The organism is Pelomonas aquatica (assembly GCF_026712205.1).
Lineage (GTDB): Bacteria > Pseudomonadota > Gammaproteobacteria > Burkholderiales > Burkholderiaceae_C > Pelomonas > Pelomonas aquatica.
In genome coordinates this window covers 1-25,394 of sequence record NZ_JAPPUW010000023.1, presented here as the reverse complement: position 1 = coordinate 25,394, position 25,394 = coordinate 1, and the positions used below count along the sequence as shown (strand labels likewise).

Genomic DNA, 25,394 nt, shown 5'->3' with positions numbered 1-25,394 from the left:
GAAAAAAGTATCGCACGCGACCCCGAGGCCAAGGGGTGGCCGCCCCCGGAGGCAAGGGGGCGGGCCGCTAAACTGCGCGGCTGCTTTTCTTGCGTCAAATCCATGGACAACGCCCAGGTGCTCAGCCATGTGCTGAGGCTTCTCGACGACGTGCTGAGCCTGAACGGCCGCGCCCAGATTTCTTTCACCCGCGACACCGCCCTGCTCGGCGCCCTGCCCGAGCTGGACTCGATGGCCGTGGTCAGCCTCATCACGGCCATGGAGGAACAGCTGGGCATTGCCGTCGACGACGACGACATCGACGGCGACACCTTCGCCACCGTGGGCTCGCTGGCGGACTTCGTCGCCGCCCGGCTGGGTTGATCCCTCGCCCCGACGTCTTCTTCCTGCCCGCCGCCGGCGGCGAGCAGCGGCTTTGCCTCTTCCATACGCCGGCCCCGGAGTTTCGTGAAAGGCCGCGCAGCCGGCTCCTCTACCTGCATCCGTTCGCGGAGGAGATGAACAAGTCGCGCCGCATGGTGGCGCTGGCCTGCCGCGCGCTGGCCGAGGCCGGGCATGCCGTGCTGCAGATCGACCTGCGCGGCTGCGGCGACTCGTCGGCCGACTTCGGCGACGCGAGCTGGGCCGACTGGCAGGCCGACGTGCGCCTGGGCCTCGAATGGCTCGATGCCCGCGTGCCCGACGCGCCGCTGTGGCTCTGGGGGCTGCGCGCGGGCTGCCTGCTGGCAGCCACCGACTGGGGCCGGCCGGTCAACCACCTGTTCTGGCAGCCGATGGCGGGCGGCAAGCTCGCGTTGCAGCAGTTCCTGCGGCTGAAGCTGGCCGCCGAGATCGCGGGCGGCGCGAGCAAGGGGCTGATGGAGCAGTTGAAGGCCGAACTGGCCGCGGGCCGGCCGGTCGAAGTGGCGGGGTATCGGCTGGGCTCGTCGCTCGCGTCCGGCCTGGAGGCTGCGAAACTCGCGCCGGCCGGCACGCCCGGCCGCGTCGAGTGGCTGGAGCTCAGCACGCGCGAGGACGCCGTGCTGACCCCCGTCAGCGAGCAGGCCATCAAGAGCTGGCAGGACGCCGGCTGGGCCGTCCACCCGCTGATCGTCCAAGGCCCGGGCTTCTGGGCCACCAGCGAGATCGAACTCGCGCCGGCGCTGATCGCGCGCACCGTGGAGGCGCTGTCGTGAAAGAGTCGACCCTCAGCTTCGACTGCCAGGGCGAGCGCCTGGTCGGGATCCTGGCCGAGCCCGTGACCGGCGAGCCGGCGGAGGTCGGTGTCGTCATCGTCGTCGGCGGCCCGCAGTACCGCGCCGGCAGCCACCGCCAGTTCACGCTGCTGGCCCGGCACTTTGCGGCTCATGGCATCACGGCACTGCGCTTCGACTACCGCAGCATGGGCGACAGCCCGGGCGAAGCGCGGGACTTCCTCGGCGTCGACGCCGACATTGCCGCGGCCATCGGTGCGCTGAGGGCAGCGCGGCCCGGCGTCAAGCGTGTCGTCCTGTGGGGCCTGTGCGACGCGGCTTCGGCGGCGCTGCTCTATGTCGAATCGACGAACGATCCACGAATTGCGGGATTGATCTTGCTGAATCCGTGGGTACGCTCGGCCGCCACATTGGCGCGGACCCATGTGAAACACTACTACTGGCAAAGGCTGCGTGAGCGAGAATTTTGGTTGAAGCTGCTGCGCGGCGGCGTGGGTCGCACGGCGCTGAGCACGCTCGGCGCCAATTTGCGCCTGGCGCGCGGCGCGCATGAATCCGCCGCCGATTCACGCAGTTTTCAACACCGCATGGCGGATGGCCTGAGCGGGTTTTCCGGCGCGGTCCTGCTGATCCTGAGCGGCGACGACCTCACCGCCAAGGAGTTTTTCGAGCATGCCTTGCCATCGCAGGTCTGGCAGAAATTGCTCAGCCGCCCCAACCTGCGCCGCGTCGACCTGGAGCACGCCGACCACACGCTGAGCCGAACATCCGACCAGGACCTTGCGTTCACCCTGAGCCTCTCCACCGTTCAGGCGCTCGCTTGAACCGCCAAGCCCACCCACCATCGCGCTCATCATGACCCAGATGTTCGAGCTCCCGACCGAGCAGACCAACTACCTCGCCATGGCGTCCGGCATCGGGAACTGGGAGGCATTCAACGGCTCGCCCTTCACCCTCCACGACGTGCTGCGCGAGGCGCGCAAATGGTCGCAGGTCACGGCCGGCCACAACAAGCTGTGGCTGTGCTGGAACGTCGACCCGGCCTGGTGCCTGATCCAGCAGGCCATGGCGCTGGAAGTGGGCTGGACGCCGCTGGTCGGGTTCGACCCGCGCGTGGGCCCGCCGCCGCTGCTGCCCGGCGCGTTGTCGATCGACTTCAACGAAGGCTTCGGCTTTCGCACCATGTACCCGCACTTTCCTCTGGAATTTGCGTTCGCCTTCATTCCGGACAAGCTGGCGTTCTGGCACTCGGACCTGCTGGTCCCTTTGCCGCAGTTGAAGCGTTATGCGCAATCCTTCGAGGACATGCCGGCCGGCCAGATCATGGCCACGCAGGAAGACATCTCCATCGCCGACCGGCTGCGCGGCAAAAAGCTGACGCGCGCCTGGGAGCTGCTCGGCTGCGTGAGCCGCGCCGGGAGCCAGCACGCCTTCGAATCCGGCTGCGGCTGGTGGATGTGCTTTTACCTGCACCCGATGCTGCGCGGCCATGAGGAAAGGCGCCGCCGCGTGCAGGAGTATTGGGACCACGGCACCGGCATCCTGTATTGGCACAAGCACTGCGGCGGGCCGCTGCAGCTGATTCCGAACCAGGAGATCGATGCCGGCCATTTCACGCGCATCGGCCGCCGCGACACCTATAAGGTGCACGGCCATGACGACTGGCGGCGCAACCTCGCGATGGAGCTCTCCGCCAACTTCGAACTCGAGAAAGCCTGCGCCTCGATGGGCTTGTCGGACCTCTGGAATACCGTCAAGAAAATGCTGGCCGAGTCGGATGTGAGGCTGACAAGCAGCCCCGCCTGATCCGCACACACACAACGCCATCCTGCTGGACCCCTATGCACCCCAAAGTTCTGCGCTGCGTACACGTCATGCTGGGCGGGCTCCTGGCCGTCAACCTGTCGGCCCACGCCGTCTCGGTCCAGAAGGCGCCTGCGCCGGAGGGCTGCGGCCAATACCCTGGCAACTACTTCGGCCCCTTCGACTACCGGACCACGCCGCAGCAGCGGCGCGACATCGTCGAGGACTACCACTTCACGCCGCAGGTTGAACACCTGCGCGCGGGCATGACGGGGCCCATCGGAGGTGACATCAGCTACACGCTGGGCGCGTTTCCCAACCACCCCCGCGCCATCGTCTCGATGATGCAACTGGTGGACAAGCTCAAGCAGGACCCGGCTCCTGGCGCCATGATGTCCCTGGAGTGCTATTTCCTGCGGGGCATCCGGTATGCGCCGGACGACCTCGTGTTCCGCATGTATTACGCGTTCTTCCTGATCTCGCGCAACCGCATGCCGGAAGCCTCGAAAGTCGTCGATCAGGTCGTGACCGATACCGAGCCAGACAACGCCTTCACCCATTTCAATGCGGGCATGCTGTATTTCGACATGAAGGAATACGACAAGGCCTTGGCCCAGGCCCACCGCGTCATGGCGCTGGGCTTCAAGCGCCAGGAGCTGCGCGAACGGCTCACGGCCATCGGCCGCTGGACCGAGCCTCCCGCCGACGCCGCTTCCGCGCCGGCGTCCGCCCCGGCCGCCGCCTCCGCACCCGCATCCGCCGCCTCGCAGTGACGCATGAGCGCCCTGCCCCGCGTCAGCGTCGTCGTCCCCTGCTTCAACACCGAGCGCTACATCGCCGCCACCTTGCGTGCCGTGCTGGCACAGGCCGGCGCTGAGCTCGAGGTCATCGTCGTCGACGACGGCTCGACAGACGGCTCGGCTGCGCTGGTCGAGCGCGAATTCCCGCAGGTCCGCCTGATCCGCCGCGCCAATGCAGGCGTGGCCGCTGCGCGCAATGCCGGCATCGCCGCCGCCACGGCGCGGTGGGTTGCGTTCTGCGACGCCGACGACATCTGGCTGCCCGACAAGCTCGTCGCCCAGTTCGAGGCCATGGCGGCCATGCCCGGCTGCCGCATGAGCTATGCGGCCTGGCAGGTCTGGCCCAGCGACGAAGCCGCGCCCGACCCGGCGCTGCTTGAGCAAGTGGCCGCCGAGTCGCAAGACACCCCCCGATGGGCCGGCGCCACCGGCTGGCTCTACCCCGAGTTGCTGCTGGACTGCGTCGTCTGGACGTCCACCGTGCTGATGCGGCGCGACCTGCTGGACGAGATCGGCGGCTTCGACACTGAGCTGCGCATCGGCGAAGACTACGACCTGTGGCTGCGCGCCTCGCGCGTGACGCGCATCGAGCGGGTCGCGCGGCCACTGGCGCTGTACCGCAAGCACCCGGCCAGCATCACGCGCAGCGCCCCGCGCGACAACTACCGGGGCCGCGTGGTGCAACGGGCCGTCGACACCTGGGGCCTCGCGGGCCCCGACGGCCGCCAGGCCGATGCAGCCGCCGTGCGCGAAAGGCTGGCAGGCAGCTGGAGCGAGTTCGCCTATGCCCAGCTCCAGGCCGGCCAACGTGCCGCGGCGCGACGCAGCGCTCGCCAGGCGCTGCGGGTGCAACCCGGCCACTGGCCCGGCTGGAAGCTGCTGCTGCGCTCCTGGCTGCCGGGCGAAGGGCGGGCGGCATGAAGATCGGCCTCGTAGCCCGCTGCCTGAACACGGCCCACGTGCGCGGCATGGGCAAGTACGTCATGGAGTTGCTTCGCCACAGCAACGCAGACATCGACTGGCACCTGTTCGCCGACGACCCCCGGCACCCGTTGCAGCATCCCGAAGGGGCGCGCCTCACGCCGGACATCTTCGAGTTCCGCGGTGACCGCTTCCGTTTGTGGGAACAGCTGGGGCTGCCGTTGCGGGCGCGGCGCCTGCCGCTGAGCCTGCTGCACTGCACCGAGGGCGCGCTGCCGCTGTGGCAGCCCCTGCCCACCGTTGTCACGCTGCACGACACGCTCGCGTTCGAAGACCGCCCCGACACCGCAGCTGATCGCCTGTACTGGGATCGCATCATCCCGGCCGCGTTGCGCAGGGCTGCCCACGTCATCACCATCAGCGAATCCTCGCGTCGCGACATCCTCGCGCGCTGGCCCGAACTGGAGCCGCGCCTGACGGTCATCCACCATGGCATCGACACGACCTATTTCGCCCCCCCGACGGCCCCCGTCCCCGTGGCGCTGCGCCAGGCGCTGGACTCGGCAGCCTATGCCGTCTACGTCGGCGGCCCCATGAAGCGCAAGCGCTTCGACTGGGCGCTGCAGGTGCTGGCCGCGCAGCCCGACCCCCGGCTCAAGCTCGTGGCCTGCGGCTTCGGCGCCGCGGCCCGCGAAGCGGCGCGCGCGGCGCTGCCGCACGCACTGCAAGCGCGCGTGCTATTCGCCGACTTCCTGTCCGACGCGGAACTGCTGGCCCTCTACAAGGGGGCCGCTGCCGTGCTCTATCCGACGCTGTACGAAGGCTTCGGCTTCCCGGCCATCGAGGCCCAGGCCGCCGGCGTGCCGGTCCTCTTCAGCCCGCTTGGCAGCCTGGCCGAACTCGTCGGTCCGTTGACAACGCTCGTGCCTGCCGACGACCTCGGCGCCTGGGCCGCTGCGCTGCACGCTGCCGTGACGCTCGGCGCCGAGGCACGGGCCGAGAAGGCCGACCAGGCGCGCGCCTGGGCGCGCCATTTCCGCTGGGCGCGGAGCTGGGAGCGCCATCAGGAGGTGTATCGCAAAGCGGTGGGCACGCGACCATGACCGACGGCACGAGCACCCGCGTCGACACCTACCGCCACGTCCGTGAGCTGCCGGCCGAGGCCCTTGCACTCCTGGCCCGGGCGGAAGAGCGCCACATCGAATTCGGCGCCGACTGGCATGCCAACCTCGTCGATGCTGTTTACGCGCACGAGCCGCAGACGCACGAAGTGCGCTTCCAGGTGCTGCACGGCCAGGGCCGCGTGCTCGCCGTGCTGCCGACCGTGGCGCACGCCGGCACGCTGGGCCGCGAGGTCAGCGCGCTGTCCAACTACTACACCGCCATCTACGCCCCGGCGCTCGCGGACGACCTCCAGCCCGAGGACCTGCTGCCGCTGACCCGCGCGCTGCGCAAGAACGGCGCGCGCGCCGCGGCCTACCGCTTCGCGCCGATGGACCCGGCCTCGCGCGAGTTCGCCCTGCTCAAGCGCGCGCTGGCGCTGGCGGGCCTGAGCAGCCATGCCTACTTCGCCTTCGGCAACTGGTACGAGCCGGTGCGCCAGAACTGGGCAGACTACCTCAAGGACCGCGCCGGCCAGGTACGCAGCACGATCAAGCGCAATGCCAAGAAGTTCGCCGCCGAGGGCGGCCGGCTCGAGATCGTGCAGGGCGGCGAACGGCTGGAAGCCAGCATCGCGGCCTACCAGGCCGTCTACGCGCAAAGCTGGAAGGTGGCCGAGCCCTACCCCGACTTCGTACCCGGGCTCATCCGCCTGAGCGCCAGGCGCGGCTGGCTGCGCCTGGGCCTCGCGTGGCTCGGCGAGAAGCCGGTCGCCGCGCAGATCTGGATCGTCGCCAACGGCCGCGCCGACATCTACAAGCTCGCCTACGATGAGGCCCACAAGGCCCTCGCCCCGGGCACGCTGCTGACGGCCCTGCTGATGGAGCAGGCCATCGACGTTGACGGCGTTCTCGAGATCGACTACCTGATCGGCGACGACCCCTACAAGGCCGCCTGGATGAGCCGGCGCCGCGAGCGCTTCGGCCTCGTCGCCTACGACCCGCTGACACCTCGCGGCCTGCTCGGCCTCACCCGCCAGGCCGTCGGCGAAGCCTGGCGGCGCCTGCGCGCGAAGCCGGCACCCCGCGCCGACAATCCGTCCGCCTGATCCGACAAGACCCGAGATGCAAGCCCAAGCCCTGCCGCCCGACACACCCTTCGCCTCCGGCCTCCCACGCTTCTCCGCGCCCGCTCCTATCGCCCTGGCCGCCTGGCAGCAGGCCTACGCCGCGCGCGGTGCAAGCTGCGCGGCCGACGTGGGCGGCGAGTTCGCGGTGGCGCTGGACCTGCCCGGCGGCGGTGCCTGGCTCGCCGTCGACCGCTTCGCCATGCACAGCCTCTGCTACGCGGTGCAGGGCGGCCGGCTGCACTATGCGACGCGCGCGAACGACCTGGCCCGCCGCCTCGGCATCACGGCGCTGGACCGGCAGGCCATCTTCGACTACCTCTTCCACCACTGCATCCCGTCGCCGCGCACGATCTACGCCGGCATCCTGCGCCTGCCGCCGGCCCACTACGCGCTGTTCGAGAACGGCAGGCTGACCGTCGCACCCTACTGGGTCGCGCGCTTCGTGGAGCAGGCCGACCCCGACTTCGACGCGCTGCGCGACGAGTTCCGCGGCATCCTGCGCGCGGCGGTCAAGGACCGCCTCGGCAGCGACGGCAGGACCGCCTGCTTCCTGAGCGGCGGCACCGACAGCTCGACGGTTTGCGGCCTGCTCGGCGAGGCCACCGGCAAGCCGGCAGCCAGCTACTCCATCGGCTTCGAGGCCGAGGGCTATGACGAGATGGCCTATGCGCGCATTGCGGCCAAGGCCTACGGCGCCGACCACCACGAGTATTACGTGACGCCCGCCGACCTCGTGAACGCCATCCCCGACGTCGCGGCCCACTACGACCAGCCCTTCGGCAACTCCTCGGCCGTGCCGGCCTTCTATTGCGCGAGCAAGGCGCGCGCCGACGGCTACACCCGCATGCTGGCCGGCGACGGCGGCGACGAACTCTTCGGCGGCAACGTGCGCTACGCCAAGGAGCGCGTCTTCCACGTCTACAGCCAGATCCCTTCACCGCTGCGCGCCGGCGTGCTGAACCCGCTGTTCGTGAACCCGATCACCGGCAACATCCCGCTGCTGAAGAAGGGCACCAGCTACATCCGCCAGGCCCGCGTGCCGATGCCGGACCGCATGCAGAGCTACAACCTGCTGGACCGCCTGGGCCTGGCCGACGTGCTGACGCCGGCCTTCCTGGCGGCCGTCAGTACCGATGCGCCGCGCGAGCACCAGCGCGCCACCTGGAACGGCGGCCCGCACGACGCCAGCCTGGTCAACCAGATGCTGGCCTTCGACTGGCGCTACACGCTGGCCGAGAACGACCTGCCCAAGGTCGTCGGCACGACCGGCCTGGCCGGTGTGGACGTCAGCTTTCCGCTGCTGGACACGCGGCTGCTGGACTTCTCGCTGAAACTGCCGACCCACTACAAGCTCAAGGGCCTGAAGCTGCGCTGGTTCTTCAAGGAAGCGTTGCGCGGCTTCCTGCCGGACGAGATCCTGACGAAGAAGAAGCACGGCTTCGGCCTGCCCTTCGGCCCCTGGGCCGTCAAGGACGCGGCGCTGAACGCGCTGGCCGCCGAGTCGCTGCGCGGCGTCGCCGCGCGCGGCATCGTGCGCACCGAGTTCGTCGAGAGCCTGCTGACCCACAGACTCAAGGAACACGCGGGCTACTACGGCGAAATGGTCTGGATCCTGATGATGCTGGAGCAGTGGCTGCGCCGGCATGCGCCGGACTGGCGCCTGGCTTGAAGCAGCGGCGGCGAGCCCCTCCGGCCCGCGTCGCTGCGGTCAGCGCGGACTGGGTCGGGCGGGCCGCCACAAAGCAACCCTCCACGTTCCCGGAGAATCCCGCACCCAATCGTAGGGCGAGCGGATTTCAACAGTCGCTGCAAGCTCGTGGGAGCCTTGCCCGAGTCGCTGCTCAAGGATGCCGTGCCAGTTCGGGATCGAACGCGGGTTGTCTTCCGAACTGATAAGCCAGGCGTTCGCCAGCGCCTGTTTGTCGACGCCGGACAGCAGCTTCGATGCGGCCGCTTCGGCGCCGGGATAGCCGCCACTCATCCATGCCGCGGCCAATGGCCGGCCGCCCAGGATGAACACAATGCCGGCGCCGTCGCCGGTGAAGTCCTGGACAGCCGTCCCCGACTTGAACCCGGCCTTCGACGCTGCGACTTGCAACGATTGGATGGCGCTGCTGGTTGCCTCGTCCACGAGAAGTCGCGAGCCCGCAGGGCCGACATGGACCTCGAGCTGCTGCGCGCCCAAGGGCACGCGCTGCCGATAGTTGGCGCTCAGATCCGCAATCAGCCGCCATTGGCCGACGACGGCCGGCAAAGCCAGCAACAGCAGGCAGAGCGCAGCACCGCCACGTCCCATTCGCCCTTGCCTGTATGCCGTCATCGCGATCAGGCACACCCCCAACATCGCCGGGGCTGCCGCCGCTTCACAGTGGGCCAGCACCCTGCCGTTCGTACCGAAGGAGAAGGCAAGCGGCAAGCTCATCAGCAGAAACGGCAGGCTGGCCTCCTCGACGGAACGGCCCCGCGCGTCGGTCGTCGACGAACACCGCTCCGCAGGGGCAAACGACCACAGCAGGCCCAACGCGGCCAGCAACAACCAGAGGTGCGACCAGGCGGAACTGGTCTGTGCCGCAACGCTTGCGAGCAAGCATGCAGCGAACACGGCGCGGTATACCCAGGCTGCGATGCGGCCGGGCCACCACCTCTGGGCAGCGGCCAACGCCAGCAGCCCGACAGGAACGAACCAATATTCGCTCACCTGTCGCTGAACGTCCCAGCGAAGCAAGTTGACGAGGCTGGCGGGCCCATAACGGTCGTCGACGATGCGGGACAAGGACAAACCCATGCTCAGGATGGCAGCAGCCTTAGGCTGCAACACCAGCACCGCGCCCGCGACAAGCGCAAAACCGAGCACGGCACCGATCGCCGCCTTGCCAATGGCCACCGGTCTGGGCCCACGAAGCAACAGGCCGAAATAGACCAGGTGGAGCAGGGAGCCCAGCAAGGCCGTGGACACCTTGCCAGCAGCACACAGCCCGAGCGCAACGCCATAGATGACGGCCCGCAGAAAATACGCCTCACCAGCGCGCTGCGCCGCCGAAAGACCCAGCATGGCGCCGGTTGCAAACATCAAGGCGCACAACGCCAGCAGGTTGTAGGACGGCACGCGAAGGACACCAAACACCGTGTAGAACTGCATGGCCGTGCCCATGACCACCAGCACCACGAACCCGTCCAATCCCGGCTCAGCGGAGCGCCGTCCGGCGGCGGCGAATCGAAGGGCCGCCCTGGCCATGTAGGCACTCGAGCACAGCAGCGCGAACATGCCCGCCAGCCGGAACACCACGATGCTCTGTCCAAGGAGTTCGAACGGTCCCCCCAGCACCACGCCGAACAGCGTGGGCGAGGAAGAAATCTCGCGCCACGAGGTCAGGCTGAGCAGGTAGAAGGACTCATCGGTGTACTCGAAGCCGCGTGGCGCCAGCCAGACGAAGATGGCCACCGTCACCAGCAGGACGCTGCCGGCAATACCTCTCCAGAAGCTCCAGGAGATTTGCTCAATCGGCTTCATCGCAGCTTGATCTCAGCATTGCAAGGCGCCGAACCGCGCGCCTCGAAAACAGGGCCATCAGCCGGTCAGCCCAGCGCGGCGGTCAATGCAGTCACGACGCGATTCAGCTGCTCGTCGGAGAGATCCGCGCTCATCGGCAGGCTCATCACGCGCTCGGCGGCGGCGATGCTGTGCGGGCAGTCCTCGGGCCTCGCGTATTGCGCGTAGGCCGGTTGGTGGTGCAGCGGCCGCGGATAGTGCACGGCCGTCGGCACGCCGGCAGCCTTGAGCCTGGCCTGCACGGCGTCGCGCTCGTCGACGAAGACGGTGTACTGCGCCCAGACGCAGTCGCGATCGTCGCGCACGGCCAGCGGCTGCAGGCCCGGGATGGCCGCGCTCAGCCTCGCGCGGTAGGCATCGCCCAATTCCAGGCGGCGCTTGATTTCCCACTCGAAGCGGTCCAGCTTGCCGAGCACGACGGCGCATTGCAGCGTGTCCATGCGGCCTCCGACGCCCAGGCGCGTGTGCAGATAGCGTTGGCTCTGGCCGTGGATGCGGATCTCGCGGCAGGCCTGAGCCAGCCTGTCGTCGCTCGTGAAGATGGCGCCGCCGTCGCCATAGCAGCCCAGCGGCTTGCTGGGGAAGAAGCTGGTGCAGCCGAAGGTGGAGAGGTTGCAGCTTTTCCTGCCCTTGTAGCTCGCACCGAAGCTCTGTGCGGCGTCTTCGATGACGGCGATGCCATGCTTCTGCGCAATCGCGTTGATCGCGTCCATGTCGGCCACCTGGCCATAGAGGCTGACCGGCATGATGGCCTTGGTCCGGGGCGTGATCGCCGCCTCGATGAGATTGGCGTCGATATTGGCCGTATCGGGCTCGATGTCGACGAAGACGGGCACGCCACCGGCCAGCACGATCATCTCGGCCGTGGCCGCGAAGGTGAAGGGGCTGGTGATGATCTCGTCACCGGGCTGCAGGTCCAGCGCCATCAGGCAGATCAGCAGCGCCTCGGTGCCGCTGGCGACGCTGATGCAGTGCCTGGCGCCGGTGTAGGCGACTAGGGCCTCCTCCATCTCCCTGACCTCGGGGCCGAGGATGTACTGGCCGTGGTCCAGCAACTTCTGGATGCGGGCGTTGATGTTGTCGCGCAGGGCCGCGTACTGGCTCTTGAGGTCGATGAAGTCCATTCAGCTCTCGATCAGTTGGAGTTGTTGTCCACTCAGGACATAGCGGTCGCCGGTGTGGGGGCAGACGGCCTCGACGGGCTGCTCGCTCGCCAGCGGCAGTTCCAGGCGCTCGCCGAAGCGGCTCATCCAGCCGATCTGCCGGGCGGGCACGCCCACCATCAGCGCGAAGTCGGGCACGTCGCGGTTGATGACGGCGCCGGCACCCACAAAGGCAAAGCGGCCGACCGTCGTGCCGCAGACGATGGTGGAGTTGGCGCCCAGCGTCGCGCCCCGCTTCACCAGCGTGCGGCGGTACTCGTCCTTGCGCGTGACGGCCGAGCGCGGGTTGTAGACATTGGTGAACACCATGCTGGGGCCGCAGAAGACGTCGTCTTCCAGCGTCACCGCGTCGTAGACCGACACGTTGTTCTGGATCTTGACGTTGTCGCCGATCGTCACGTCGTTGCCGACGAAGACGTTCTGGCCGAAGGAGCACTTCGCACCGATGCGCGCGCCGGCGCTGATGTGCACGAAGTGCCAGACACGGCAGCCGTCGCCGAGCCGGGCGCCGTCGTCGACGATGGCGCTGGGGTGGATGGTTGTCGGCATGCTTCAGTAGGCCAGCGGCAGGTTGATGCGCTTGCCGTCACGGGCGCTCAGATACATCGCGATCAGCAGTTCCAGCGACTTCAGACCCTCGCGGCCATCGGTCTCGGCCTGGGCCTCGCCCCGCAGCGTGCCAATGACGTTGTCATAGTAGAGCGGGTGGCCGAAGCCGTAGACGGACGTGGTCTGGTAGCTCGCGTCGGCGATCTGCGCGTCCATCTCGTGCGGCGCCTCGAACTGCCAGTGCTGGATCTCGTTGACGGCGACGCCGCCGATGCGCACGGAGCCCTTCTCGCCCAGGATGGTGATCGAGCCTTCGAGGTTCTTCGGGTAGGTCAGCATGCTGACGTTGACGGTGCCCATCGCGCCGTTGCGCCACTTCAGCGCGGCCACGCCGCTGTCCTCGACCTCGATGTTGCGCGCCAGCGTGCCGGTGTAGGCCATGACGCTTTCGACCGGGCCGCAGACCCAGTCCAGCAGGTCGATGTAATGGCTGGCCTGGTTCATGAAAGCGCCGCCGTCGAACTCCCAGGTGCCACGCCATTCGGCGCTGTCGTAGTAGGCCTGTGGGCGGGTCCAGAACACGTTGACGGCGATGTTGTACAGGCGTCCGAAGCGGCCCTCGGACACGGCCCGCTTGAGCAGCTGCAGCGTCGAGTTGCGGCGGTTCTGCTTGACGACGAAGAGCTGCACGCCGGCGTCATCGCAGGCCTTGACCATGGCCAGGCCATCCTGCCAGCGCGTGGCCATGGGCTTCTCGGTCATCACATGGAGGCCGGCCTGGGCCGCCTCGATGGCCTGGCGCGGGTGCAGTCCGCTGGGCGTCGTCAGCACGACGCAGTCGATGTTCAGGTCGACACGGGCCGCCAGCAGTTCGGTCAGCGACACGAAGCCGCGTGCGCCTGTCTTGGCGACAGCCTCGGCCAGTGCCGTCGCATCGACATCCGCCACAGCCACCAGTTCGGCTCGGTCGGCATGCTTCTTGACGGCTTCGAAATGGTTCTGGGCGATGCGGCCACAGCCGATCAGCGCGAAGCGGACCTTGCGGTCTTTGACAAGGGAATGGGACTGGCACATGGGATTCATTCGGTTTTGTCGATCCGGGGCGGATTGTCGTGCCGGCGGTGCCGCCAAAAGCATGTCAGCCTCGCAAATGCGGGGTCCGAGGCCAATGGGTGGCGGCACCAGGACAGCGCCAGCAGCCAACCCAGAATGCAGCCGACGATGGCCAGCGCAAAGCCAGGCCAGGGCATGGGCTGCCCCGGCGAACAGGGCAGCAGCAGTTTCAGCAAGAGGGGCAGAGTCAGCGCCAGCACCGCGACGAGTGCACTACGCGCCAGATTGCGGCGCAATGCCGGCCAGTCGTTGGACAGGAAACGGGCCTTCACGCTGTAGATCAACGGCAGTTGCAGCAGCAGGGTCAGCGCGAATGCGGCAGCGCAGGCCCAGGGCTGACGCCAATAGGCCGCCATCGCTACGACGAGGGCAGCACGTACGGGCTGGAAGAACAGCTCCATGCGCGTCAGCAGATCCATGCGGCCCATCGCGACCGTCAGATTGCCCATCAGGTTGCCAATCGCCGCAAACGCCCCTCCTAGACAGAACAGTGGCACCAGGGGGGCTGCGGCATCCCACTGCGGGCCGAACAGCAGGCGCAAGGTCTCCAGTGCATACAAGGAGACGAAGCCGTAGAAGGGCCAGGCGACGACGCAGACATAGTTGACGCTGGCCACATAGAGCGGCTCCATCTCCTGCCGCTCCCGCACAGCCTTGGCATAGGCCGGGTATGCAACGTTGCGCACTGCCCCCATCAGGTCACGGTAAAAGAGATACATCAGGCCCTGAGCACGGCTCAGCAGTGCCACCGGCTCGAAGCCCATCAGCTTGCCAACGGCCAGATCGTTGATGTCCATGGCGACCGACGTGACGATGCCCACGGCCGAGCTCTGGGCACCGAAGCGGAAAAGGCTGCGCCAATGCGACAGGCTTGGTCGCAACAAGCGCCGCTCCCCCTGCGCCACCCAAGCCGTAAAGCCAGTTGTTGCGCTGACGACGAGGGTTCCCGCCACCAGGCCGAGCGGTCCAAACCCCGCCCAGGACAGGCTGACACTGGTGATCGCCCCAGCCACCGTGGCGACGAGGCTCACGCCCGCGACGGCCTTGAAGGCCATGCGCCGGCGCAGCAACGCCAGCGAGATCGTCGAGAAGGGCAGCAACAGAAAGTTCAGCGAGGCCAGCCAGACCAAGCTACGCATGTGTGGCTCTCGATAGAAATCCGCCACCCAGGGTGCGGCCACGGCCAGCACCAGAGCCAGGCTGATGCCGATGGCCAGCGTCACGCCCAGCGCCGTGCGGACATGGTCATCGGTGAGTTCCTTTTCCTGGATCAGGTAGCTGGCGATGCCGAAGTCGCGCAGCGTCTGAGCAATGCTCATAACGGCCAACGTCACCGAATAGACACCGATCTCGGCCGGCGTCAGCAGGCGGGCAATCAGCAGATTGCTCGCCAGGTTGATGACGATCAGCGCGTAGCGCTCCGCGAAGGAGAACAACAACGCACGCCGCACGACGCTCACGGCAAAGACTCCGGCGCCTGACCGTCAGCTGCCGCGGTCAGCACCTGAGCCAGGTGCTTCGCCGTCGCCGCTCGGCTGTAGCGTTCAATGCCCGACGGTGGCGCTACGCTGGCCTCGCCGCGCAACCAGCCCAACAGCATCCGAGCCAGCCCCTGCACGTCGCCTGGCTCACAGCGCACACCGCCGCCAACTTCGTCGAGCACCCTGGCCACCTCGCTACGCTCGGGCACGACGGCGAGGATGGGGCGACCGCAGGCGAGGTATTCGAACAGTTTGCCAGGCAGCGATGCGGTAGCGTAGTAGCCCGTCGGCACAGGCAGGTAGAGCAGGTCGGCCTGCTTCATCAGTGTCAACGCCTGGCCATGGGGCACCGGGCCGAATTCGGTCACCCAATCTGTGACACCAGCCTCGGCGGCTGGCCCGGGCGCAAAACCAGCCGCCCGCACCCGCAACCGTTCCAGTTCGGCGTAGCCCTGCATCTTCAGTAAGGCAACGGCCGCGTACAGATCCTGCAACCCATAGCCCGGGCGCCAGACACCGGTATAGCTGATGCGCAGCAAGCCGTCCCCGACAGGCGCCACATCGCCGGCAAAGTCCTTGGACTCGAAGCCGTTCGTGATCAGGTGCAGGTCGTCACGGCCACAGTCGCGGCCGATGCTGTCCACAAGAGCCTGGGTCACGGTAATGACGGCCGCAGCATCACGAGCTGCGAGACGCTCCAGCGCTGGGTTCTCACGCGCCTGCGCAGGCGAGACCGACTCCCAGGCCATGTCACCGCTGGGCGCCCATTGATCACGATAGTCCAGAACATAGGGCTTGCCGGTGCGGCGCGACACCTCGCGTGCGATCAGGAAGGCCGTCCAGGGCCATCCACTGGCATAAATGGCATCGAAGCCTGCACTATCGTGCCAGGCCATCGCCCGCTCGACAGCTGGTGCCATCCAGCTCGCTGCCTGATCAGGCACTTCGGCCCGAGCCTCGAGCCTCCAAGCCAGCGCGTCGGCAGCTCGCTCGCCAAGCCGGCCTGGCAGCCAGCCTGCCCAGCGGCGCGCATGCAGCCGACTCTGTAGCGCAACCCTCTCGACACGCGTGCCAACCCGGACCTCGGCCAAAAGTTCGGCATCCAACGCTGCGCGCGGCTCAGGCTCACAACTCAGTACCAGTGGCTCCCAGCCAAGGTCCGGCAGGTGATTTGCGAAGGCAAGGCTGCGCCGAGTGCCGGAATTGGCAATCGGCGGAAACAAGTAGGCAATGAAGAGGACGCGACGCATCAACTGATGAGATTGCGCGCCAACCTGAGGCCGAACTTCAGGCGGTCGCGATCCCAGGGTGTGAACCGTGGGATCTGGAACACATCATCGCCGCGACGCGCCGTTGCCCAACGCGTGGACACGGCTGCGTCGAAGCCGAACTCGCGCACGAGGGCCGGATGCACGTCGGGCAGGTAGTCGGTACCGGGTTTGCCGTTCGGGTAAGCAAACAGGCCAACCCTCTCTCGGAGCAAAGCCTGCAGCTGGTTACGGCTGCCAACGATCTCGTCCGCAGCCTTCAGCGCGTCGAGCTTGGCCAGGATGGGATGGCTAACCGTGTGGGCGCCAATCTGCATGCCAGCACGTTGAAGGCCACGAACTTGCTCGCTGCTCATCATCAGGTCGTCCGGCGGTTTGACTTCGGCGCGCATGGCGATCGCGTCAACGCAGGCCTGACGGGGCGCAGGCGGCAGGTACTTGACGCGTTCGACAAGGCGTCCCAGCGCGGCACGGCGGCAGTCGTCATCGCCAAGGGCATGCTGGCCGAGATCCTCGCCACGGCCATCGGCAAGACCGCGCAGGTCCAACATCGAAAGGCTGCTCAGCCGCACGGATTCGATCAGGGTGTCGTTCCACATGCGCCCACCATCGAGAAAGCCAGTGGCGATGAAGAAGCTGCACGATAGGCCGTGCTTCAGGAGCAGCGGTAGCGCAATGTCGTGGTTGTCGGCGTAGCCATCGTCGAAACTCAGCGCCGCTGCGCGCGCAGGCAGACAACCTTCGTGCAGTTGCCGGATCGCAGTGTCCAGAGGCAGCACGTTGAACCATGACTTGACCCAAGCCAGCAGTTCGTCGAAGCGCGCGGCGTCGACTTCGTCGGGGAAGAGTGGGTCGGGCTCGCGCAGCACGCGATGGAAGATCAGCACGGTCAGGCGCGCACGCGCGCCGGCCGGGGACAGCAGGCTGAACAAGGTCTTCATGGCAACGGAGCGTTCTTCTTGTTGAACCGCCTCTTCAGGAAATCCGGCCAGTAGATGACAGGCTCATCCTTCTCGCGCAGCCATTCCTTGCGCTCAAGCCAACGCCGACCGACGACGGCCAGCACCAGCAGGTTGTAAGGAAGATCCCAGTAGCTCAGGCTCAGGAAGGCGCCGCCCACCGCATAACCGGCCAGGCTCACCTGCAGCATGCCGCCAAGATCCGACAACCACTGGGTCTCCGGCTTGCCACGCGCCTTGGTGCGGATGGTGCCGGCCGTGAACCAGACCATCAGGAACAACGTGAGGAAGATGAAGAGGCCGATGAATCCCTGCTCGCCCAGCACCATGAAGTAGATGCTATGGGCGGCATGCACGTCGTTGGGGTCAGGCCCGTAGATGGCGAAGATGACGCCGGTCCAGACCATGAAGCCACCGCCGAAGAAATTCGCCTTGGCCAGATTCCACGCCATGCCCCAGGCGTTGATGCGCCCCAGGGCCGAATCGTCCTGCTGGTAGGTCTTGATGGTGTTCATGCGGTCCCACCACTCGGCCGGCATTAGCGACAAAAGCGCGACGGCGATGGCGACCATGGTGATCGCTCCGACGAACTTGTTCTTGCCACGCCACCACAGCACCAAGGCCATTGCTGCAATGGCCAGCAGCGCACCGCGCGAATGGCTGCCCAGGGCAGCCATCGCCATCAACACCATGCAGATGGTCATGGTCACCTTGGCCCATTTGGACTGCATCTGCATCTGCAGGAAACGCATCAAGGGAATGACGATGACGATGGCCAGCGCGACCTCGTTGTTGCCGTCGATATAGGTGTTCTCCGGCCCCCAGACCCTGTAGCTCCCCCCCGTCAGGATGGTGAACGCCCCCCCCTTCACGCCGAAGAAGCCGATGGAGATGACCAGCGTCCAGACCAGCAGCATCATGTGGCGCTTGCTGTGCAGCAGGACTATCGCAACGAGGATCATCAGATCGATCTTCATGACCCGCTTCCACAACTCGAAGCTCTCGTCGAAGAGCATCGAGAACGGCAGCGTGATGCACATCCACAGCATGAAGATCATCAAGGTGACGTTCTCGCGGTTCAGCGAGTAGTCGCACCGGTCCTTGGTGATGAACAAGCCCACCAGCGTGGCGCCGCCGATGACCGCAGCGAAGGGCATGGTCCGCAGCGTCCACGACAGTTGATGCGGGTTCATGATGCTAAGCCAGGTCCAGCACATGATGCCGATCCAGGGGCGGCGGAAGGCTTGCAGGAAGCACCAGCCGATGACAACCAACAGCATCAAATCACGCACGGCCGCCCTCTCCCTTGATGGCGTTGAACAGCCTCAGCTGGCCGTCCGTCGTCGACTGCCAGCTGAAGCCTTCGGCATAGCGGCGCGTCGCCGCACGGTCGGTGCCATCGGCCAGCAGTGCCTCGATACCTGCGGCAAACGCTGCGCCGGTCCGCTCCGCAACCAGCCGCCCGGCCTCGGGTGCCGCAACGACCTCGGGCGTGCCCCAGATGTCGGTGGCGACGACCGGCGTGCCGCAGGCCATGGATTCGAGCAGCACATTCGCCCAGCCCTCACGGCTGGAACACAGCAGCAGCACGTCCGCGGCGCTATACCACTTCAGCAGTTCGGTGTTGGGCAGCGAGCCGGTCAGGCGCAGCTTGTCGTTCACGCCCAGGCGCGCGGCCAGCGCGGTCAGGGCTGCGCGCTCCTGGCCCTCGCCGATGACGAGCAGGCGAGCGCCCGGACGCGTCTTGACCATCTCGGCCAGCGCCTCGATCGCGACATGGTGACCCTTGCGCTCGATCAGGTGGCCGACCGACAGCAGCAAGGGCTCGCCGCCTACACCCAACTCGGCGCGCATCCGATCCTGCGGCAGGGGCTTGAAGCGCTCCAGGTCCACGCCGTTGCGCAGCACGTTCAACCGCGCCGGATCGTGGCCCCAGCCGCGCAGCACGTCCATCAGCGCCGCGCACACGCCGATGGAGCCGGCCGCGCGGCGGGCGGCCCACTCGATCATGCGCCTGGGCAAGGCGTACTGCGAGATCAGGTTCAGGTCCGTCCCGCGGGCGGTGATGGTCAGCGGCTTGCCGAACCATTTCGCAAGCAGGGCCGCGGCGACGCCATCGGGGTAGTAGTAGTGGGCGTCGATCAGGTCGAAGTCGAAGCCTTCGTCGATGAGCTCCCGGACAACGGCCCGGGCGCCCAGGGCCAGCGTCAGCGGCGCCAAGGTCATGCCCACCTTGGGGGCCAATAGGTAACGAGGATGCCGCACGTCCAGGCCATTGCGCTGTTCGCGCAGCGGCGTGGCGGCGAACCTGGCGTAATCGCCCCAGCGCGGGTTCGTCGATGGGAACCAGGGCACCGGTGCGATGACGCGCGACTCGACCTGGCCGCTCTTCAGCAGTTCGCGCAGCCGCGTCTCGACGAAGATGCCGTGGCTAGGCCGCACGCTGCTGGGAAACAGCGTCGAGAAAGTCAGGATCTTCAGCGGCCTCACTGCGGCGCCTTCACGGCCTCTATGGCCGCCACGGCTTCCAGGAGGATGCGGCCGAAGGCCTCTGCCGCGACACGGTGGCCGAACTGGGCTTCGACGAGTTCGCGTGCCGCGCGTGACAGCCTCAGGCGCAACGCGCCGTCGGCGATGAGCCGCAGCGTCGCATCGGCCAGCGGCTCGGCACCATCGGCGCGCAGGAAATGGGTGCCGTCCTCGACATCGAGGCCCTCGATGCCGATGCTGGTCGACACGACCGGCAGGCCCATGGCCATCGCTTCGAAGGCCTTGATGCGTGTGCCACCGCCGACGCGCAGCGGAATGACGAAGGCCTGGGCGCCGCGCGCATGGTCGCGCACGTCGTCGACGAAGCCGGTGAAGCTCACGCCGGGCACGTCGTGCTGCACCAGCGCCGCGGGCGGGTTCTTGCCGATGACGCGCAGCAGCGCGCTCGGCAGCCTGGCGCGCACGCGCGGCCAGACTTCGTCGATGTAGAAGCGGATGCCGTCGACATTCGCTTCCCAGTCCATCGAGCCCGTGAAGACGACCGTCGGCACGCCGTCGGCCGGTGCCTGCCACGAGAAAAAGTCGAGGTCGACGCCCGTCGGGATGGCACGCACGGTCGTCAAGCCATCGTTCTTCTCGAACATCTTCGCGTCGCGCTCGGACACGGCGACGACGCGGGTGAACCTGGCCAGCGCCTCGCGCTCGAAGCGGCGCATCTTGGCTGCCTGCGAAGCCCACAGCCAGCGCAGCGGCGTGCTGGCGGCCATCCTGGCATGGCGCTCGAATATCTCGGCCTCGACGTTGTGCGTGAAGCAGACCGTGGCGCACTTCAAGCCCACCGGGCGCAGCACGGCGGCGTGGACGAAGTCGAACACGACCACGTCGAAGCGCTCGGCGGCCAGCGCCTGCTCGACGGCGGCCACGGCGGCCGGCGTGCGGTCCGCCGCCACGTTGATCGGCAGGGACGACAGCAGGTCGGGCGCGCGCTGCCAGCGCGGGCGCGGCGTGCTCGGCGTCCAGCCGATGAAACGCTCGCACCGCTTGTCCAGCTCGCCCTGCCATTCGCGCTGCTGCTCCACCGTGGCCGGCGACAGCAACGTGATGTCGAACCGGCCGCTCTCCTTCAGACCGCGCAGGATGTTGCCGGTGCGGATCTTGCCGCCGGCATCGGCCGGGAACAGGAAGACCGGCGAGACGAAGGCGACCTTGAGTCGAGTCACCAGCAGATGCCCTCGTACTGCGCAAAACCAGCGGCGCGCAGGTCGGCATAGCCGTTCAAATCCACCACGCGGGCGTTCCTGGCGACGGCGATGATGCGCTGGCGGGTGTCGGCGTCCGCATGGCCCACGACCACGATCTCCGCCCGCGCCAGCGCCGCGTCGGGCGTTTCCTGCAGCAGCTTGTCGAGGTGGGGGATCTCGCGGTCGATGTATTCCTTGTTCTTGCCGAGCAGCCGCGCGATCTTGACGAACTTGTCGTAGATCGTCAGGTCGAAGCCCTTGCCGAGCAGCTTCTCGGCCAGCACGACCAGCGGCGAGTCGCGCAGGTCGTCGGTGCCTGGCTTGAAGGCCAGGCCGAACAGCGCGACCGGCTTGCGGCCGGCCGCGGCGATGATGTCGTAGGCACGGCCGATGTGCGCCTCGTTGCTGTCCAGCAGCGAGCCCAGAACGGGGATCTCCACGCCACGCTCGCGGGCGATGGTCAGGAAGCCCTTGACCTCCTTGGGCAGGCAGGAGCCGCCGAAGGCGAAGCCGGGCCGGAGGTAGGCCTTGGAGATGTTGAGCTGGGTGTCGCGGCAGAACAGCTCCAGCACGTCGCGCGAGTCCAGGCCCGTCTCCTTCAGCACGGCACCAGCCTCGTTGGCGAAGACGATCTTCAGCGCGTGGAAGACGTTGCACAGGTATTTGACCGACTCGGCCACGCCGACGTCGGCCGCGACGAAGCTGCCGGGCACGCCGCTGTAGAGCCGGCGCATGACCTCCACACCGGCCTCGTCCATACTGCCGACGATGGTCTGCGGCGGGTTATGGAAGTCGGACACCGACGAGCCCTCGCGCAGGAACTCGGGGTTGAAGACCAGCGACAGGCGCTCGCCGACCTTGCGGCCAGCCGCCATTTCCAGCAGCGGCGCAATGCGCTCGCGCGTCGTACCCGGCGCGACCGTGCTGCGGATGACCAGGGTGTGGTGGCCGTCCTTCTTCGCGATCTCCGCGCCGATCTGGCCGACGACGGCGTCCAGTGCGGTCAGGTCAGGCATGTAGTTGGGCAGCGACGGCGTGGCCACCGAGATCAGCGACACCTCGGTGGCCCGGACGGCCGCGGCGACGTCACGCGTGGCCGTCAGCTTGCCGGCCTTGACTGCGGCGGCGATCAACTCCTCGATACCCTCCTCCACCACCGGCGACTGGCCCGACGCGATCAGCTCGACCTTGAGCGGGTTGATGTCGACGCCGACGACGTCATGGCCCAACTCCGGAAGGCAGGCGCAGGAAACCGCGCCGACGTAGCCGAGACCGAAAACCGAAACCTTCATCGTTCTTGTCCTTTGAAATTCTTCAGGCCGCCGCGCGCGCCGAGGCGGTGCTCAGGCCCGCGTTGCGCAGGAAGGCGTCGAACATCAGCAGCGTCCACAGCGGCTGGGCATGGTCCATGGCGCCGCGCTCATGCTGGTCCAGCAGCCGGGCGATGGTGGCGGCGTTGAACCAGCCGGTCTGCGCCAGCGCGCCCTGCTGCAGGGCCTGGCGGGTCTGCTCGCGCAGCGGGCCGCGCAGCCAGCGCGCCAGCGGCACGGCAAAGCCCATCTTTGGCCGGTAGAGCACGTCATGCGGCAGCATGGGCTCCAGCGCTTTTTTGAACAGGTATTTGCCTTCCTGGCCGCGCAGCTTGAGGCTGGATGGCAGCGTGGCGAGCCATTCGACCAGTTGGTGGTCCATCAGCGGCTCGCGCACCTCCAGGCTGTGGGCCATGCTGGCGCGGTCGACCTTGGTGTTGATGTCGCCCGGCAGATAGGTGTGGATGTCCAGGTACTGGATCAGCGCCAGCGGATCGTCCGTCTCGGCGCGGCGGGCGTGGTGGTGGAAGACCTCGCTGGCATGCCAGCCCTGCAGCTCGCGCTTGAAGCCGTTGCTGAAAAGCTGCTGGCGCAGCGGATCGCGCACCAGGCCCATCGTGTTGAAGTAGGCATCGACCGAATTTCGCGCGATGGCCTGGAAGGTGGTCTTGGCGCGGAACACCCGCGGCGCCCAGTCGGCCTTGGGATAGAGCCTGGCCAGCGGCCCGAACACGCCGCGGCGCAGCGCCAGCGGGAAGGCGCCCCGCATGCGCTCTTCCATCATGTGCATCTTGTAGCGGCGGTAGCCGCCGAAGCTCTCGTCGCCACCGTCGCCACTCAGGGCCACGGTGACGTGCTTGCGGGCCAGTTCGCAGACGCGGTAGGTCGGGATGGCCGACGAGTCGGCATAGGGCTCGTCGTAGAGATGGGCCAGCAGGTCGACGAGGCCGAAATCGTCGCTGTTGACGACCTCGACGCGGTGGTTGGTGCGGTAGCGGTCCGCCACCTGCTGCGCGAACTCGGTCTCGTTGAACTTGGGATCGTCGAAGCCGATGGAGCAGGTGTTGACGGGCTGCTCGTCCAGTTGGGCCATCGCGGCGACGACGGCGCTGGAGTCGACGCCGCCGGACAGGAAGGCGCCAAGCGGCACCTCGGCCTTCAGCCGCAGCTTGACGGACTCGGACAGGCGCCGGCGCAGTTCCTCGGCCGCTGCCTCCTCGCCGATCCTGGCGTCCAGCGTGAACTTGACGTCCCAGTAGCGCTGCGGCTCGCCCAGCGGCTGGCCGCGCTTGACCAGCAGGCGGTGGCCGGATGCGAGCTTCTGCGCATGGCGGTAGATGGTCCAGGGGTCGGGCACATAGCCCAGCGCGAAATAGGCCTCGACGGCGCGCGGGTCGATCTGCTGGCGCAGGCCGCCGTGGGCCATCAGGCTCTTCAGCTCGGACCCGAACAGCAGCCAGCCGTCCTCGGTCAGCGCATAGTGCAGCGGCTTCACGCCCAGGCGGTCGCGCGCCATGAATAAGCAGTCGCGGCGGCGGTCATGGATCATGAAGGCGAACATGCCGCGCAGGTGGTGCACGCAGTCCTCGCCCCAGTGCTCCCAGGCGCGCACGATGGCCTCGGAGTCGCTCTTGGTGCGGAACACGTAGCCGTGGCCGCGCAGTTCGTCCATCAGTTCGAGGTAGTTGTAGACCTCGCCGTTGAACACCAGGGCCACCGACCTGTCGTCGTTGAAGATGGGCTGCTGGCCGGTCGCGATGTCGATGACCGACAGGCGCCGGTGGCCGAAGCCCACGCCGGGCTCGATGTGCAGGTCGCCCTCGTCAGGCCCGCGGTGGTGCTGGGACTCGTTCATCCGGTGCAGGCGTTCGCGCTCGGGGAGGCGCTGGCCACGGATGTCGAACAGACCGGTGATGCCGCACATGGGTTGGACCTGATTCAGCCAATCATTGGGAAAGCCGCGCGTCGCAGGCACGGGCAACGACGGATTCTTACCGAGCTTGGTGCCGCCATCGGCCATTCCGCCGGCTGGGCGTGATGTCGGCCACGCCTATCCCCCTGACCGAGGGAGGTCGCCGGCATACAGGTGGCCATAGGCGGTGACCATACGGTCCAGGCTGAACTGTTCGCGCACGCGGGCGAGCGAGGCCGCAGCCAGGCGCTGGCGCAGCGGAGGCTCGGCGACAAGGCGCGCCAGCGCGGCAGCCAACGCCTCGCTGTCCTGAGGCGGCACCAGCAGGCCGTTGCCGCCCTCGCCTGCCTCCACCAGTTCGGCATTGCCCCCCACATCGGTTGCAACCGGCGCACAGCCGCAGGCCATGGCTTCCAGCAACGTGTTGCTGATGCCTTCGGCCTGCGATGGCAGCACAAAGATGTCGAACTGCGGCAGCAGTTGCGCGATGTCGCTGCGGTCACCCGGCAACCAGGCCTGGCCCGCCGCGCCCGTGTCGGCCAGGCGCTGCTGCACGGCCTCCAGCAGCGGGCCACCGCCCAGCATGATCAGGCGCAGCCGCGGCCAGTCGGCCGGGCACAGCTCGCGCAGGCGCAGGAAGGCGTCGACGAGGTTGAGCGGGTCCTTCACGGCCTGCATGCGGCCGACCGCACCGATGACGAGGTGCTCGCTTCGACGGTAGAGCCAGGCGTCAGGCACGGTCGTGGACGGCGCGAAGCGCAGCGTGTCGACACCGTTGCAGATGCGCTGGACGCGCTCTGCCGCAAAGCCGACCGGGCCGGTCAGGTAGTTCTCGATGGCCTTGGACAACGCCACGAAACGCTGCGTGCCGACGCCGTAGACGCGGCGCAGGCGCTGGTTGGTGACGCTGACACCGCCCAGGTCATTGGTGTCCCAGCCATGCTCGCTGTGCACGCGCAGCGGCACGCGCGCGGCCCAGGCCGGCAGCTGGAATTCCATCGCGCCGAGGTTGCGCGTGTGCACGACGGCCGGGCGCAACTCGCGCAGCAGCCTGTAGACCCGCGGGTAGAGCCAGAAGCCTTGGCCGGGCGGCTTGTTCAGCGCAATGAATTGCGTGCCGGGCGCCTTGACGCGCTCCTTGAACGCCGTGATCTCCGTCACCGCCACCACCGCATGCCGGAAAGCCGGCAGATGGTTGATGACGCTGACGACGCCATTCTCCAGCCCGCCGGTGTCGAAGCGGTGCAGCAGGTGCACCACCAGCGGCCGTGCATCGGCAGCGCCGTTCGGGCTCACAGGCGCCAGAGGCGGAAGCCCGCGTCGATGAGCGCCTTGCTGTCGAAGGCCGCCTTCACGTCGATGAAGGCCCCGCCCTTGACCAGCTTCCTGCCGATCTCCTGCGCCGTCAGGC

The 25,394-nt window shown here is 67.6% G+C and carries 22 protein-coding genes; 9 read left to right on the top strand and 13 right to left on the bottom strand.

Features of this window, described 5'->3' with window-relative positions:
* Positions 1 to 102: 102 nt before the first annotated feature.
* From NYP07_RS19965 to NYP07_RS19925, 9 genes are read left to right on the top strand one after another with little or no spacing between them, the layout of a single operon-like run.
* Entirely contained in the window at positions 103 to 363 is a 261-nt protein-coding gene (locus tag NYP07_RS19965) for an acyl carrier protein (protein WP_268153493.1), read from the top strand.
* The gene (locus NYP07_RS19960) at positions 360 to 1,175 is read left to right on the top strand and encodes a hydrolase 2, exosortase A system-associated (protein ID WP_268153492.1); all 816 of its coding nucleotides are present in this window, start codon (positions 360 to 362) and stop codon (positions 1,173 to 1,175) included. Before NYP07_RS19965 ends, NYP07_RS19960 begins: the two co-directional genes overlap by 4 nt.
* Positions 1,172 to 2,017, top strand: a complete 846-nt coding sequence (locus NYP07_RS19955) for a hydrolase 1, exosortase A system-associated (protein WP_268153491.1) — start codon at positions 1,172 to 1,174, stop codon at positions 2,015 to 2,017. The genes NYP07_RS19960 and NYP07_RS19955 overlap by 4 nt, the downstream gene beginning before the upstream one ends.
* Before the next feature lie 31 nt (positions 2,018 to 2,048).
* On the top strand, positions 2,049 to 2,999 hold the full coding sequence (locus tag NYP07_RS19950; protein WP_268153490.1) for a hypothetical protein: 951 nt from the start codon (positions 2,049 to 2,051) through the stop codon (positions 2,997 to 2,999).
* A 35-nt stretch (positions 3,000 to 3,034) separates the two neighbouring features.
* Entirely contained in the window at positions 3,035 to 3,769 is a 735-nt protein-coding gene (locus NYP07_RS19945) for a tetratricopeptide repeat protein (protein WP_268153489.1), read from the top strand.
* A gap of 3 nt (positions 3,770 to 3,772) precedes the next feature.
* Entirely contained in the window at positions 3,773 to 4,717 is a 945-nt protein-coding gene (locus NYP07_RS19940; protein WP_268153488.1) for a glycosyltransferase family 2 protein, read from the top strand.
* Positions 4,714 to 5,820 carry a glycosyltransferase family 4 protein gene (locus tag NYP07_RS19935; protein ID WP_268153487.1) on the top strand — a complete coding sequence of 369 codons (1,107 nt, stop codon included), beginning with the start codon at positions 4,714 to 4,716 and terminating at the stop codon, positions 5,818 to 5,820. Before NYP07_RS19940 ends, NYP07_RS19935 begins: the two co-directional genes overlap by 4 nt.
* Entirely contained in the window at positions 5,817 to 6,926 is a 1,110-nt protein-coding gene (locus NYP07_RS19930) for a GNAT family N-acetyltransferase (protein WP_268153486.1), read from the top strand. The genes NYP07_RS19935 and NYP07_RS19930 overlap by 4 nt, the downstream gene beginning before the upstream one ends.
* 16 nt (positions 6,927 to 6,942) lie before the next feature.
* Positions 6,943 to 8,616 (top strand): asparagine synthetase B family protein, encoded by a 1,674-nt coding sequence (locus NYP07_RS19925; protein ID WP_268153485.1) that lies wholly within the window; start codon positions 6,943 to 6,945, stop codon positions 8,614 to 8,616.
* Positions 8,617 to 8,655: 39 nt separating this feature from the next.
* On the opposite strand, the gene NYP07_RS19920 is transcribed toward NYP07_RS19925, so the two are convergent.
* The 13 genes from NYP07_RS19920 to NYP07_RS19860 form a co-directional block, all read right to left on the bottom strand.
* The gene (locus NYP07_RS19920; RefSeq protein WP_268153484.1) at positions 8,656 to 10,458 is read right to left on the bottom strand and encodes a hypothetical protein; all 1,803 of its coding nucleotides are present in this window, start codon (positions 10,456 to 10,458) and stop codon (positions 8,656 to 8,658) included.
* A 65-nt stretch (positions 10,459 to 10,523) separates the two neighbouring features.
* Positions 10,524 to 11,621 (bottom strand): DegT/DnrJ/EryC1/StrS family aminotransferase, encoded by a 1,098-nt coding sequence (locus tag NYP07_RS19915; protein WP_268153483.1) that lies wholly within the window; start codon positions 11,619 to 11,621, stop codon positions 10,524 to 10,526.
* Positions 11,622 to 12,209 carry an N-acetyltransferase gene (locus tag NYP07_RS19910; protein ID WP_268153482.1) on the bottom strand — a complete coding sequence of 196 codons (588 nt, stop codon included), beginning with the start codon at positions 12,207 to 12,209 and terminating at the stop codon, positions 11,622 to 11,624.
* A 3-nt stretch (positions 12,210 to 12,212) separates the two neighbouring features.
* Positions 12,213 to 13,283 carry a Gfo/Idh/MocA family protein gene (locus NYP07_RS19905; RefSeq protein ID WP_268153481.1) on the bottom strand — a complete coding sequence of 357 codons (1,071 nt, stop codon included), beginning with the start codon at positions 13,281 to 13,283 and terminating at the stop codon, positions 12,213 to 12,215.
* Positions 13,284 to 13,288: 5 nt separating this feature from the next.
* A complete protein-coding gene (locus NYP07_RS19900) occupies positions 13,289 to 14,782 on the bottom strand; it encodes a lipopolysaccharide biosynthesis protein (RefSeq protein ID WP_268153480.1) in 1,494 nt (497 codons plus the stop codon).
* Complete coding sequence (locus NYP07_RS19895; RefSeq protein ID WP_268153479.1) at positions 14,779 to 16,053, bottom strand: glycosyltransferase; 1,275 nt, start codon at positions 16,051 to 16,053, stop codon at positions 14,779 to 14,781. The genes NYP07_RS19900 and NYP07_RS19895 overlap by 4 nt, the downstream gene beginning before the upstream one ends.
* Complete coding sequence (locus NYP07_RS19890) at positions 16,053 to 17,012, bottom strand: polysaccharide deacetylase family protein (protein ID WP_268153478.1); 960 nt, start codon at positions 17,010 to 17,012, stop codon at positions 16,053 to 16,055. Before NYP07_RS19890 ends, NYP07_RS19895 begins: the two co-directional genes overlap by 1 nt.
* A complete protein-coding gene (locus NYP07_RS19885; RefSeq protein WP_268153477.1) occupies positions 17,009 to 18,322 on the bottom strand; it encodes a putative O-glycosylation ligase, exosortase A system-associated in 1,314 nt (437 codons plus the stop codon). The genes NYP07_RS19890 and NYP07_RS19885 overlap by 4 nt, the downstream gene beginning before the upstream one ends.
* A complete protein-coding gene (locus NYP07_RS19880; RefSeq protein WP_268153530.1) occupies positions 18,315 to 19,511 on the bottom strand; it encodes a glycosyltransferase family 4 protein in 1,197 nt (398 codons plus the stop codon). Before NYP07_RS19880 ends, NYP07_RS19885 begins: the two co-directional genes overlap by 8 nt.
* 5 nt (positions 19,512 to 19,516) lie before the next feature.
* Positions 19,517 to 20,740: a glycosyltransferase family 4 protein gene (locus NYP07_RS19875; RefSeq protein WP_268153476.1), complete on the bottom strand. Its 1,224-nt coding sequence runs from the start codon at positions 20,738 to 20,740 to the stop codon at positions 19,517 to 19,519.
* Complete coding sequence (locus tag NYP07_RS19870; RefSeq protein WP_268153475.1) at positions 20,737 to 22,053, bottom strand: nucleotide sugar dehydrogenase; 1,317 nt, start codon at positions 22,051 to 22,053, stop codon at positions 20,737 to 20,739. The genes NYP07_RS19875 and NYP07_RS19870 overlap by 4 nt, the downstream gene beginning before the upstream one ends.
* A 22-nt stretch (positions 22,054 to 22,075) precedes the next feature.
* Complete coding sequence (locus tag NYP07_RS19865; protein ID WP_268153474.1) at positions 22,076 to 23,995, bottom strand: XrtA/PEP-CTERM system amidotransferase; 1,920 nt, start codon at positions 23,993 to 23,995, stop codon at positions 22,076 to 22,078.
* Positions 23,996 to 24,121: 126 nt separating this feature from the next.
* Complete coding sequence (locus tag NYP07_RS19860) at positions 24,122 to 25,279, bottom strand: TIGR03088 family PEP-CTERM/XrtA system glycosyltransferase (RefSeq protein ID WP_268153473.1); 1,158 nt, start codon at positions 25,277 to 25,279, stop codon at positions 24,122 to 24,124.
* Between the last annotated feature and the right edge of the window lie 115 nt (positions 25,280 to 25,394).